Here is a 12307-nt window from a genome sequence, read left to right as displayed (position 1 = left end):
ATAACTCTGAAAATTTAAACAGCTTTTAATGCATCAGCCATCAACCTGGCTGCTTGGTAAACATCCTCAAATGTATTGTAAAGCGGTACAGGGCTCAGGCGGATCACGTCCGGTTCGCGCCAGTCTCCTATTACGCCATTTTGCGCAAGGTAGTTGAAAATAGCTTTGGCATTTCGTTTACATACCACCGAAAGCTGGCAGCCGCGGGCAACTGGATCGGCGGGTGTGATGATCTTATAGATCACTTCACCCTGCTCTTTATTAATGCCCTGAATCAAAAACTCCAAATATCCCGTTAAATGAATGCTTTTTTGACGAAGGGTATCTAACCCGCCCGCATCATCAAAAATAGCCATAGAAGCTTTAAATAAAGCGAGGAGCGGAATTGGACTGGTGCTTATCTGCCAGCCGGCTGCCCCAACTTCCGGGTCAAAGCCCGGGGCCATCAAAAACTGCTTATCACGACGATATCCCCACCAACCCGCAAATCTGTTCAATTCCTTATCGGCAAAATGTTTTTCATGCACAAAAATGCCGCTTATACCGCCCGGTCCGGAGTTCATGTATTTGTACGAACACCAGCAGGCAAAATCAGCGCCCCAATCGTGCAACTGCAAGGGAACATTCCCCGCAGCATGGGCCAGGTCAAAACCGGCATAGGCGCCTGCGGCGTGGGTAGCATCCGTAATTGCTTTCAGATCAAAAAACTGCCCGGTGTAGTAATTGATCCCACCAAACAACACTAAAGCAAGCTCTTCTTTATTTTCATCGATAGTTTTGAGGATATCTTCGGTACGTAATGTAACTTCCCCGTCCCGCGGGAAAATCTCAATTATTGTATCCTTAGGATCGAGACCGTGGAATCTCACCTGGCTTTCCATTGCATATTGATCAGAAGGGAAAGCCCCTCCCTCCATGAGAATTTTAAAACGCTTATTATCTGGTTTATAAAAACTTACCATCAATAAATGAAGATTTACTGTAAGTGAGTTCATTATGGTAACTTCATTTTCCTGCGCGCCTACAAGGCCGGCAATTGAGCCGGTAATAGATTTGTGATAATCAAGCCAGGGATCATCTCCCTGAAACCAACCTTCAACAGCAAGGTTTTTCCAGGTGTTTAATTGATCGGCTAAATATTGTTGCGCGGAAACCGGTTGCAAGCCAAGCGAGTTACCGCAAAGGTAAACCGCGTCTTCACCATTGTGCTGGGGAATTAAAAAACGACTTCGGAAATTTTTTAATGAATCCTGCTCATCCTGCCGCCGGGCAAACGCCAGATCGTTTTGATAGTTCATTCGCCAATAATACAAAATAGGAAGCTTATTTGTTGGGCTTGCTCACGTAAATATTGCCTTTTACATAGAAACGATAAGGCAGCAAGGCATCTTCAGCAGCGTAAGCCACTCCTATTCGTGGGCCGGTTTTTATCTGATTATCCGGAAAGTGAAGGCCTCGGTCTTCAAGCCAGATCGTATCGCCCTGCAAACTAAACGCATTGATAATGCGCGAAATGCCTAAAGCTCTGGCTACCGAACCGGGCCCGGCAGTTATGGTTGGCTTAAGAACCGGCATGTTGCGCCGTACCTGCATTGCTTCAATTCCTTCGGTAGGCTGAATAGCCCGGATAAGAATTGCCTGCGGATGCCCATCGCTTGAGGTAACGATATTAAACATTTCATGAATACCATAACAGAGATAAACATATGCAATCCCCCTGCATGAACATGGTTTTAGTCCGGGGGTAAGTCGATTACCAAAAGCGTGAGAAGCTTTATCTATTACACCGTTATAAGCTTCTGTTTCAACAATATATCCTCCTGTTGTTATACCATCAATGCAAGTAAATAAATACTTACCTAACAGATCTTTACTGATACTTACAACATCGTTACCCAGGTAATAACTTTCAGGTATTTTCATTTTTTCAGGATCCCCTTCAATAATTTGTTAATCTCTTTTGCCTTGTCAAAGATCATGATATGTGTACCTCCTTTAACAATGGTGGCGTTTTTTATTCTTTTGTAATCAAACACCAAATCCATATCACCGGTGATGTGATAGAGGTTTGGCGGGATAACTTCGTTCTTCCAGTGTAAAATGGCATACATAGCCCATTTCATAAATACCGGCGATGATCTTTTGAGCATATTGCTAAATAACCAGGCATCCTCCTGACTCATGTGACCAAACAAAGGTTTGATCATAAAACCCATCAAATTAAATACTTTTCGCGGGACAAGTTTGTAAACAGGCAGCGCGTGAAAGAGTTTAAAATACCATGGCGCCTCATCACTGGTTTTAATACTGGAAATCAAAATAACCTTTTCGGCAGGGATGAGCTTCGCTATTTCAACAGCGACAATCCCGCCTAAGGAGTTGCCGATCAGTACTGAGTTTGATTTAATATTGTATTGATAAATAAGCTTTTGTGAGTATGAAGTTAAAGTATCAACAAAAGCCGGTTCTATCCAGTCTACCGTAATTACCTCATGCTCATCACTGAGGTTAATATTGTTGTAAACACGCGTATCAGCACCGAGACCGGCAATAAGATAGATCCTGCTCATTAAAAATTAATAAGCTTTACTATTTGTTCAAGATATTGCGCATCGGTTTCATTAAACTGATCAAGTAATTCGCTATCCACATCCAGCACTGCTACAACTTCGTTATCTTTAAATACCGGCACTACAATTTCCGAGCGGGAAAGTGAGCTACAGGCAATATGCCCAGGAAATGCATCAACATCCGGCACAATCAAAGTTTTAGCCTGCTGCCAAGCGGTACCGCAAACACCTTTCCCCAAGCCAATACGGGTACACGCAACCGGCCCTTGAAATGGCCCTAAAACCAATTCGTTTTCTTTAACCAGGTAAAAACCTACCCAAAACCATTTAAACTGCTCTTTTAAGGCTGCCGCTACGTTTGCCATATTAGCAACGAGGTCAGGTTCGCCATAAAGTAACGCTTCTACTTGAGGGACAAGTGTTGCGTATTGCTCTGCTTTATCGGTCGATGTATTTATTGTTAGATCTTCTGCCATGATGTAAAAGTAAGGATGCCACGTTGAAACTAAATAAGGCAAATATCATATTTAATCTTTTATTTAGCATTTACATGATAGTTAGCCTTACTATAATCCGCTACCGCAAACTGTTTGTTCCTTTTGCCCTGTTGGCTATGGCTATTCATCGCCTTCCCCTATTGATGCAAAAAGGATGCAGTTTTTACAAACTTCTTGGCTCTGGAAAAAACGGAACATTTGACCTTGAACCCGACTGGCAACAATGGGGCTTGTTGGCTTGCTGGGATAGCAGGGAAAATTTTGACGCATTTTATAACAGGTCGTCTCGTCCCATCCTGGTGGAAGCTGTTAGGTACTGAAAGCTGGACTATGATTTGTCAGCCCCTGCAAAGCCACGGGAGTTGGGATGGAAAAGAGCCATTCGGCAAGCCCGATGCAAGCGACATTAATGGCCCAGTCGCCGTACTCACACGCGCAACAATCAAACTTAGCAGGTTAAAGAATTTCTGGGCTAATGTAGATACCGTTGCAAACATAATGACATCCGCTCCCGGATATATAAATTCATTTGGCGTTGGCGAAGCTCCGGTATACAGACAAGCTACATTTTCTGTTTGGGAAAGCCTGGAACACGTCAAAGCTTTTGCATATAAAAGCCCCGAACATGCCGAAGTAATTAAAAAGACAAGAAGCGAAGGCTGGTATAGCGAAGAGCTTTTTGCGCGGTTTAAACCAATCGCGAGCTTTGGCACCATTTACGGAAAAGATCCGCTGAACGGTTTATTGAATAAATAAAACAGACATGAGAATTATTGCAGAACTTCCCCATCCCGATTTTAAAATCTCTATCCTGAATATGAACAATAAGTTTATTGTAAAGGTAGAGCAGGGTTCCCTTGAGCAGAGTTACAAGATCCCGGAAATGGATTTAACCGAGGGGGTTAACAGTGTTTTTGAGTTGCTTGATGAAGAGTTTTTAAAAAAGATAGCTGCCCGATTTATCGACATGCGTAACGATTATAAAGACGCTTATTTTAGATACAACTATTGAAATAAGGTCATTAATACTGTTGATAATCAGATTTTTACAAACAAGTATTATTCTAAACAGAATTTAATTTGGCAAAATAAAGTCTTTTTAAATTATGCTTGTCTTTATTTCACACCATATATAAATAATATATTTAATAAAACAAACTTAATATATTGATAATTAATATTTTATAATATAAAACAAAATTTTATTCTGCGTTGATTTTAATGGAATAAATGAAAGGTCAAGCCAATAACAGGTCGCAATACCAAAAACCGGAAGGTTTGGTATCGGTAGCAGAAACGCAGGAATCATTGGCGTTTTTCGGCGCGGCGTATTCCTTAAAAATTTTCACACCTGTTTTGTATTCAATTGGGTTTTTAAATATTGGCCCTTTAAAAGTGAAGGTGTGGAACTCCCCGTTTTCGCCGCAAACGTCAACATCGTCAGGCAACGCATCAATTAACTCGCGGCTGATCTCTTTACCAACAATGCGTTCCAAACGTTGCTGGGTACAGGCTATCACAGTTCCGAAACCGAGGTTCAAAAATTCATTTATCAATTCGGAGGTATCCCTTTTCCATAAGGGGTAAATACCTCTGAGCCCAACCTCGCTTAACCGTGCATCGCGGTAATCTTTTAGGTCCTGCAAAAATATATCTCCAAAAACGGAATGGGTTACACCTTCATTTTTAAACCGGTTTAAATGGTATCGCATTACATCGTCATATTCCTGCATGCCCGGCATTTCGGGCAGGCGGATCTGATATAATGGAATGCCGATAGCTTCTGCTTGTTTAGTCAGTAATTCCGTCCTTACACCATGCATGGAAATCCTGTCGGCTGCATCATTGATCGTAGTTACAAGATAGGCGATTTCAAGATCCGGATTTTGCAGGCAATGATATAAAGCGAGGGCGCTGTCTTTACCGCCGCTCCAATTGAAGATACACTTCATATTTAATTATTTAATTATTTAATTATTGAATTAGAGAATTAATGAATTAATGATTTTAATCTTTCAGCAATTCATTTACGAGGGCCGGCACACCAACTGTAGCTTTTTCCTGGATTTTAATTACAGGCCCTTTAACATTTACCGAAGGGATATTGGGATCGATGATATATTTCGGCACCTCACGATCTACATAGCCGATAAGTCCTGCGGCCGGATAAACAGCAAGGGACGAACCGACAAGCATAAATACATCAGCCCCTACACATATCGCAGCTGCATGTTCTATCATTGGCACAGGCTCGCCAAACCACACTACATGTGCACGCAATTGCGAGCCTAATTCACAAAGCTCGCCCATTTTAATTTCCCAGCCGTCAATAGGGTAAGTAAGCTCGGGTTTTACGCTTGATTGCGAACGGGTAATAATACCGTGCAAATGCACCACATTAGTTGATCCAGCCCTTTCATGCAGGTCATCTATATTTTGAGTAATGATGGTTACCGTATACTTTTCTTCGAGCGCAGCAAGTGCATAGTGGGCCGCATTAGGTTTTGCTTCCAATACAGATTTACGGCGCTCGTTATAAAATTGCTGCACCCTAACCGGGTTATGTTCCCAGGCTTCGGGTGTGGCTACATCTTCAATATTGTAACCCTCCCAAAGGCCATCGCTGTCCCTGAATGTTTTTAAGCCACTTTCAGCACTGATACCAGCTCCGGTCAATATTACTATGTTTTTCATTTTGATTTAAGTAGAAAGGCTGGTTAGGCCATAAAAAAAGCGGATCGTTTTTCAACAATCCGCTTTAAATTTAAATGCTTTTATATTATAAAGCCAATTGCTTTTTGTCCTGCAAAAAAGTGTACTTATTTTTCGCCAACTCAAAGCCGCCAAAAAGTATTGCACTAAATACTAATGTACCCAATGCCATATTTTTCTCAAACGGAATTGCCTTGACCAATGACTCGCCATACCCAGCCAAAGTATGCGGATAAGCTGTACCATATAACCATGGCAGATCAGTAATTAACCAGTGAATCAAAACTGTAGCGATTGAGCCTAAAAGCACACTAACAACATTTACCCTTTCAAGCATAGTACCAACAAGTACCATGAATGCAAAGCATAGGTAAACCCAGACTGCTCCACCATACCATAAAGTTAACTTTGAAGTATACAGGTAATTGATTATGATATCGGTTGAAAACAGCGTAAGCAACACTGTTGCATAACCTTTCCACTTTGAGGTAAAATAAGCACCGCCAAATAATGCAATAGCACCTACCGGATTGAAATTACTCAATTCTTTATACTTAAATGCTAAAAGCCTGAATGCGGCAGCAACCAGGATCATCAGGATCAGGAACAGGTTGCGGTTGGTGTTATCTTTTGCGGTCATGATTTTATATATGGCGTAAAATTACTTAATAATCCGAATAATAAGCAAACGCTATTTAATTTGATACCTGGCGCCAAGCATGAAGTTGATACCGCGTGTGTTATATCCTAACCAGTCTACGTACTTAGTATCCAAAACGTTGTTCAAGTCACCAAAAACATTTAAATTTTTAGTTGCCTTGTATTCCAGATGCAAATCTACCAGGTTATAATGTTTCAACGTGATCACACGTGAAGGATAAGTTGAAAAATCCTGATCGGTACGGCTACCTGTATATTTGTAGTTAACGCCTACCTCGAAATCACTTAAAACATCATAGCTGATATTGGCCCCAAAAGTGCTCTTAGGCCTGCGGTAAAGGTTACTGGTTTGAACTCCGGCTTCATCGGTAAGTTTACCTGTTACATAAGCGTAATACGCAGATGCATGTATTTTGCTGTCGCGATATTTTAACTCAGTTTCAAAGCCTTTATCTTTTTGCTCTTGACCGTTTTTATAGAAAGAAGCGTACGGCGGCTGCGATTCAGAGAAAAAGTAAATTACATCTTTAGTATTACGCTTGAAAAACTGCGTATTGAATGACAATGTATTTTTAACAATTTCCCAATCAAAACCTGCTTCGTATGATGTGGTAATCTCGGGATTTAATTTAGGATTGCCATATTGCGAAAACAACTGATATAGCGAAGGCGACCTGAACGCTGAAGCTATTGTACCGAAAACTTTAAACTGATCGGCAAGGTATAAAGATGGATTGATGGTGTAGGTAAACTTATCGCCATATTTGCTATGGTTATTGTACCTGCCGCCTAACTCCATATGAAAGATATCGTATTTAAAAAACAACGATGTATAAGCGCTGAAGATGTTATTAGCAGCATCGCCGGCTTTAATAATGCTTGGCACACCCGGATAAGCTGTCGACTCATACAAGCTGTACTGGCTTGTGTTGCTGTATTTAAAGGCCGCGCCGCTGGTAATATCAAAATACTTATTCAATTCATAATTAAACACAGCTTCGGCATTGGTTATACGTCCTGTATTTTTTGTAACCTGGTGGGTTCCGCCATTGTCAGACGGAAGGTTGGTGAAATCATTTTGAACCGTATTTTGCGACAGGTTCACGTTGAGGTTACCTTTAGGCAAAATCAGTTTTGCACCTACGCCACCAAATAAAAATGTGTTTTTATACGTGTAATCGTTATCATTAGTAAAAGCACCATAAGGCAGGTCGCCGGTGTTGTGGCTTACCTGCAGGTTTCCATTAAGAATAAATTTAGATGAGACATTTTGGCTCAGGTTCACACTGGCCGAACGTTGGTGAAAACCATCTTTCTTAAAATCGCCTTTGCCAGTGGTATCTGTAGCCGCGGCAAAGCCTTTTGAATCGGTATTTGACAGGTTAATGGCTATGCCTGTATTTTTCACCTGTCCAATTAATGAGGCCGACTCTTTAAACGTATTATAGCTGCCGCCTGTTAACTGCAAACCACCGGTCAATCCCTGTTGTTTAGCTTTTTTGTGATGATATTAATAACGCCTGCTACAGCATCAGAACCATAAAGCGTTGAACCACTTCCTTTCAAAATCTCGATATGATCTATCAAATCCACCGAAAGGGCATTAAGATCATAGCTGCCGTCTATACCGGATGCGTTATTTACCGGGAAGCCATCAACCAGGATAAGGGTATTGCCAGTTGAAGCTCCGCGTAGGAAAACCGATGTGCTGATACCGGGGGCATTATTTGCACCTGAAAAAGTTATACCGGCAACCGTATTTAATAATTGAGGTAATGATTTACCCTGCGATTTATTGATTTTATCTGCAGAGATTATTGTAACAACGCGGCCAATGTCTGACAGTTTTTTAGGCGAACGGCTTGCAGTTACTACTACCGTATTGAGTGTGCGTGTGGTATCCTGTGCATATGCTGCTGAGGTAGATAAACCAACAGCTAACAAACCGAATCCCAAAGTAATTTTAGCGTACTTTTTTCCATGTATGATTGATATGTGTAAAATAATAATGCAGCCTTAATAGCATACACGGAAATGAATAAAATGAAAACACGCCAAACGAAGAGCATTCACATTCAAGCTTCAATCCCCGAAAGCTATGAATAACATATAACGCCTTGGCAGGTCTTCTGACTTGCTCCCCTTTTGCCTGGCCTTCCCCCTGTTTACAGAAAGTGACTTTATAGATTTGGCAACGGTTATGGAACTTACAGCTGCGGGACAGTTACGGATTTACACCGTATTCCCTTTTAATTCATTAAGCAAATAATGAAACCTAAAGCGCTGCAAAAGTACAATAAGTATCCGTTAACCTCAAATTACATAACTATATTTATCATGATGAAATATCTCTGTATTTTACTGCTGATCATGAGCACACTTAACGGTTTTGCCCAACAACCCGATACCGTTTTTCTGAAGGGCTTATTACATGAACATCCTGAATTATTTTCAGGTATCCTAAACCACCCCACACAAAATGAAGTACAGATACTATACACCCGGATAGACAGGGATAGAAACAATATTCCTCACTTTACCTCATACAGTTATCGCGTTAATGCGCATCATTATTTTTATCCAGCAAGCACAGTAAAACTCCCTGCAGCCATATTTGCCCTTGAAAAGTTGAATGAGCTGAAGGTGCAAGGTTTAAACCCCAAGTCGGTGATGATTACAGATAGTTCATTTGCCGGCCAAACCAAGGTACGTGTGGACACATCATCTGCAACAGGTCTCCCATCTATTGAAAACTACATTAAAAAAATCTTACTGGTGAGCGATAACGATGCGTACAACCGCCTGTACGAATTTGTTGGCCGGGCGGAGATCAATCAAAAACTAAAAAAATATCACCTTAATAACACTCGTATTGTAGGCAGGCTGGCTATTGGCGATGCGGGAGAAAGTACCCAGCACACCAACCCTATCAATTTTTACAACGACGATAAATTGGTTTATCACAAGCCTACACTATATGATGCTTCAAACTATCCCATGAACCTGGAAAACATGCTTCAGGGCAAAGCCTACTTAGATAGCAGCGACCGGCTTGTGAATAAACCGCTTGACTTTTCTGAAAAGAACGTTTATGCCCTCGCCGATCAGCAGATGGTACTTAAAAGATTGTTATTTCCGGAAACTTTTCCTCAAAAACAACGCTTCAATTTAACTGCGGATGATATCAGGATTTTCAATAAAGTTGGCGACAGTTATGGTTATGATATTGATAATGCCTATATCGTAGATTTCAAAAATAAGGTAGAGTTTATACTCAGTGCTGTTGTACAGTCAAACGAAGATGGCGTACTGAATGATAATAAATATGAGTACGCCACTGTATGCCTGCCTTTCCTGAAAAACCTTGGCCAGGTAATATATCAATATGAGTTAAAACGTCCCAAAAAGCATCTACCCGATTTAACTAAATTTAAATTTAACTATAGTCAAAAGCAATAAAATTCACTTCGGGAAAACTTAGTAGCGCAAAGGGTGTTTTAAAAACGACAACTATTTAAAAACCTATGGCAACTACAATAGTAAAATATACCGACAACTACCCCGTGCTTTACGGCGACGACCGTATAAATCTGAATTGGCCCGAGCGTTTTACGTCTATAGCGGGAGGCATGAAACTCGGCTTTTCTGGCTTTAAAAACATTTTCAAGAACCCGTTTGCAAGCATTGTTAAGATAGGCGCAGGTGGCTACCTGTTAAACAGGGGCATCACAGGGCATTGTGAGCTTTACAAACGTATTGGTAAACTATCCACCAATCCCATAAACGTAAATATTCGTCTCGTCGTTTATTGTGAATAAACCCCGGCAAAAGGTTTATGAATTTTGGCGCAAGCTGGATAACCTGCCCCTTTTTATGAAACACCTGGAAAGTGTGGAGGTCATCGACTCTAAATATTCACACTGGGTTTTGAAGCTTCCCAAAATGTAGCTACAATCAGCTGGCATGCCGAAATTGTCCATGACGAACCTAATGAAGTGATCGGCTGGAGTTCGCTGTCTGATTCGATGATTAATAATGCGGGTAAAATTCGTTTTCAGGATACGGTTGACGGACAAGGTACCATTGTTGATGTGGTGATCAGTTATCAGCCCCCGGCAGGCGGTGTAGGCGCAGGCATAGCCAAAATACTAAACCCGGTATTCAAAAATATGGTTGATAAAGATATTCAGAACTTTAAACAGTATATGGATATCAATAACGATCCGGATGAGTTTGTTGAAGTAATTGTCGTCAAATAAAAAAATAACACCTTTACCCCAGGGCGCTCAGGTAATGCGAGCGCCTTTATATCTCACAACAATAGCATCATTTACGGGTGAATTTTGATTTGAGTTTTAGAAAACGCCGTTCATAAAGATAATACGATAATAAAGGGACAGTAATCAAACTCAATACATTGTAAGGAAATATGCTTAATAGCATTTTACTATCCCGGCCAGTAAATAACTGCTGCCATATGTATATGCCATACGATAGAATACCAATAAATGACAGAAATTTATTGTTTAACACCTTAAAAATCCAATCGTTTGCGGGTATGATATTGCTTAAAATTAAATAGCCAGTAATTACCGAAATCGCCAGGTTTACGTACAGTGATTTTAAGGTATAAAATTCTGTCAAAGTGTAATCCAAACATTAATATTATAGCCAAAATATTGCCGGCTACCTTTGTTTGTTTGAGCCAAATTACCTTCAAAGTTTCTTTGGACGCCATCAACGCAAAAAAACAGCCGACACCAATTGATTGAAACTTTATAAAATAGTGAGTAAAACCGTAAATAATGCCACGATTCAAAACGGGAACAAACTGTTGCACTGTACACAATAGCGGCAATGTGAATACAATGCTGATAATGATATAATAAAATGCAGTTCTGTTGATCTTTAAAATAAAAGGAAAAAGGAGATAAAATTGTTCTTCAACCGATAATGACCAATAGTGACTGAAGTAATAAGTGAAATCATGGCTGCGGAAATAGCTAAAATTCATTAGATATAATGCAGAGCCAAAAAATTGAATCCAGGAAATGTTTAAACTGTAGAAATGGTTTAATAAAAACACCACTCCAATATATAAGTAGGCTAAAGGAAATATTCGCAAAAAACGCCTGATATAAAATTTTTTTAGCGATAAGCCACCTGTTACTTCTTTTTCTTTTAAACATAGGCTCGTAATTAAAAAACCACTTATTACAAAGAAAATGTTTACCCCCAACCCACCATTGAATATTGTAGTATAAAAATGATTATCAGATAACTGAAGGTGGTAAAATACAACCAGGATAATTGAAATGCCGCGAAATCCATTTAAGGAGTAATAATAGTTACTGCGCAATAAGCTGGATAAGACAGGCTGTCCCTCCTTGTGTGATGTCATACCGTAAAAATAGATACTCAAATAATTAAAACAAAAAAGGCCGCAAATTGCGGCCTCTCTCATGCATTACAATGCGATATTATTTTACTGCATCAACAACTGCTTTGAAAGCGTCTGGGTTGTTCATTGCTAAGTCGGCCAATACTTTACGGTTTAAACCGATTTCTTTAGCGGCTAATTTACCCATTAACTGAGAGTAAGAAATTCCGTGCTGACGGGCACCTGCGTTAATACGTTGGATCCATAAAGCCCTGAATTCTCTCTTTTTGGTTTTACGGTCGCGATAAGCGTATTGTAAACCTTTTTCAACTGTGTTTTTTGCAATGGTGTATACCTTGCTACGTGAACCCCAATAACCTTTGGCGAGGTTCATGATCCTTTTCCTGCGTCTTCTCGACGCTACTGCGTTAACTGAACGTGGCATCTTGTGTGTTTTTTGGTAGTGAGTGCCTGCATCTCGTGTGCCG

Annotated in this window: 18 protein-coding genes and 1 riboswitch; of the genes, 7 read left to right on the top strand and 11 right to left on the bottom strand. The window is 40.4% G+C overall.

Annotation, left to right across the window (positions count from 1 at the left end):
- Window positions 1-14: 14 nt before the first annotated feature.
- Genes kynU through ACRQ5D_RS23335 form a run of 4 tightly spaced genes read right to left on the bottom strand, consistent with a single transcriptional unit; the run spans window position 15 to window position 3046 of the window.
- A complete protein-coding gene (gene kynU / locus ACRQ5D_RS23350; protein WP_091164662.1) occupies window positions 15-1298 on the bottom strand; it encodes a kynureninase in 1284 nt (427 codons plus the stop codon).
- A gap of 25 nt (window positions 1299-1323) precedes the next feature.
- Complete coding sequence (locus ACRQ5D_RS23345) at window positions 1324-1923, bottom strand: DNA-3-methyladenine glycosylase (protein ID WP_431200562.1); 600 nt, start codon at window positions 1921-1923, stop codon at window positions 1324-1326.
- Complete coding sequence (locus tag ACRQ5D_RS23340; RefSeq protein ID WP_091164673.1) at window positions 1920-2570, bottom strand: alpha/beta hydrolase; 651 nt, start codon at window positions 2568-2570, stop codon at window positions 1920-1922. The genes ACRQ5D_RS23345 and ACRQ5D_RS23340 overlap by 4 nt, the downstream gene beginning before the upstream one ends.
- Window positions 2570-3046, bottom strand: a complete 477-nt coding sequence (locus tag ACRQ5D_RS23335; protein WP_091164677.1) for a GAF domain-containing protein — start codon at window positions 3044-3046, stop codon at window positions 2570-2572. The genes ACRQ5D_RS23340 and ACRQ5D_RS23335 overlap by 1 nt, the downstream gene beginning before the upstream one ends.
- Window positions 3047-3069: 23 nt before the next feature.
- On the opposite strand from ACRQ5D_RS23335, the gene ACRQ5D_RS23330 reads away from it, so the two are divergent.
- From ACRQ5D_RS23330 to ACRQ5D_RS23320, 3 genes are read left to right on the top strand one after another with little or no spacing between them, the layout of a single operon-like run.
- Window positions 3070-3387 (top strand): hypothetical protein, encoded by a 318-nt coding sequence (locus ACRQ5D_RS23330; protein WP_432326775.1) that lies wholly within the window; start codon window positions 3070-3072, stop codon window positions 3385-3387.
- Complete coding sequence (locus tag ACRQ5D_RS23325; protein WP_432326773.1) at window positions 3329-3823, top strand: DUF3291 domain-containing protein; 495 nt, start codon at window positions 3329-3331, stop codon at window positions 3821-3823. Before ACRQ5D_RS23330 ends, ACRQ5D_RS23325 begins: the two co-directional genes overlap by 59 nt.
- A 7-nt stretch (window positions 3824-3830) precedes the next feature.
- The gene (locus tag ACRQ5D_RS23320) at window positions 3831-4079 is read left to right on the top strand and encodes a hypothetical protein (protein WP_091164687.1); all 249 of its coding nucleotides are present in this window, start codon (window positions 3831-3833) and stop codon (window positions 4077-4079) included.
- A gap of 226 nt (window positions 4080-4305) precedes the next feature.
- Here the strand turns inward: ACRQ5D_RS23320 and ACRQ5D_RS23315 are convergent, their stop codons facing one another.
- From ACRQ5D_RS23315 to ACRQ5D_RS23295, 5 genes are all read right to left on the bottom strand, one after another.
- Window positions 4306-5019 carry a diphthine--ammonia ligase gene (locus tag ACRQ5D_RS23315; RefSeq protein WP_091164690.1) on the bottom strand — a complete coding sequence of 238 codons (714 nt, stop codon included), beginning with the start codon at window positions 5017-5019 and terminating at the stop codon, window positions 4306-4308.
- 55 nt (window positions 5020-5074) lie between these two features.
- Window positions 5075-5761 (bottom strand): SIR2 family NAD-dependent protein deacylase, encoded by a 687-nt coding sequence (locus ACRQ5D_RS23310; RefSeq protein ID WP_091164694.1) that lies wholly within the window; start codon window positions 5759-5761, stop codon window positions 5075-5077.
- An 85-nt stretch (window positions 5762-5846) separates the two neighbouring features.
- Window positions 5847-6419, bottom strand: a complete 573-nt coding sequence (locus tag ACRQ5D_RS23305) for a DUF6580 family putative transport protein (protein ID WP_091164698.1) — start codon at window positions 6417-6419, stop codon at window positions 5847-5849.
- A gap of 51 nt (window positions 6420-6470) precedes the next feature.
- A complete protein-coding gene (locus tag ACRQ5D_RS23300) occupies window positions 6471-7919 on the bottom strand; it encodes a TonB-dependent receptor plug domain-containing protein (protein WP_431200561.1) in 1449 nt (482 codons plus the stop codon).
- Window positions 7916-8395, bottom strand: coding sequence for a TonB-dependent receptor (locus ACRQ5D_RS23295; RefSeq protein WP_432326770.1), 480 nt, complete (start codon window positions 8393-8395; stop codon window positions 7916-7918). Before ACRQ5D_RS23295 ends, ACRQ5D_RS23300 begins: the two co-directional genes overlap by 4 nt.
- Window positions 8396-8541: 146 nt before the next feature.
- A riboswitch (cobalamin riboswitch) is annotated at window positions 8542-8734 on the bottom strand.
- On the opposite strand from ACRQ5D_RS23295, the gene ACRQ5D_RS23290 reads away from it, so the two are divergent.
- The 4 genes from ACRQ5D_RS23290 (at window position 8708) to ACRQ5D_RS23275 (ending at window position 10698) form a co-directional block, all read left to right on the top strand.
- Complete coding sequence (locus ACRQ5D_RS23290) at window positions 8708-9898, top strand: serine hydrolase (protein WP_432326768.1); 1191 nt, start codon at window positions 8708-8710, stop codon at window positions 9896-9898. It overlaps the preceding riboswitch by 27 nt.
- Window positions 9899-9963: 65 nt before the next feature.
- Entirely contained in the window at window positions 9964-10257 is a 294-nt protein-coding gene (locus ACRQ5D_RS23285; protein ID WP_432326766.1) for a hypothetical protein, read from the top strand.
- Window positions 10250-10387, top strand: coding sequence for an SRPBCC family protein (locus ACRQ5D_RS23280; RefSeq protein ID WP_432326764.1), 138 nt, complete (start codon window positions 10250-10252; stop codon window positions 10385-10387). Before ACRQ5D_RS23285 ends, ACRQ5D_RS23280 begins: the two co-directional genes overlap by 8 nt.
- Before the next feature lie 47 nt (window positions 10388-10434).
- Complete coding sequence (locus tag ACRQ5D_RS23275; RefSeq protein WP_432326763.1) at window positions 10435-10698, top strand: hypothetical protein; 264 nt, start codon at window positions 10435-10437, stop codon at window positions 10696-10698.
- A gap of 275 nt (window positions 10699-10973) precedes the next feature.
- Here the strand turns inward: ACRQ5D_RS23275 and ACRQ5D_RS23270 are convergent, their stop codons facing one another.
- Both ACRQ5D_RS23270 and rplT read right to left on the bottom strand, forming a co-directional pair.
- On the bottom strand, window positions 10974-11861 hold the full coding sequence (locus ACRQ5D_RS23270) for an acyltransferase family protein (protein ID WP_432326761.1): 888 nt from the start codon (window positions 11859-11861) through the stop codon (window positions 10974-10976).
- Between the two features lie 58 nt (window positions 11862-11919).
- Window positions 11920-12264, bottom strand: a complete 345-nt coding sequence (rplT, locus tag ACRQ5D_RS23265; protein ID WP_022829871.1) for a 50S ribosomal protein L20 — start codon at window positions 12262-12264, stop codon at window positions 11920-11922.
- Window positions 12265-12307 lie beyond the last annotated feature (43 nt).

This window comes from Mucilaginibacter sp. P25, from assembly GCF_050859465.1.
In the GTDB taxonomy this organism is placed as follows: Bacteria; Bacteroidota; Bacteroidia; order Sphingobacteriales; family Sphingobacteriaceae; genus Mucilaginibacter; species Mucilaginibacter gossypii.
Note: the sequence above shows the minus strand (reverse complement) of the source record. Positions and strands in the feature narration are given on the sequence as shown.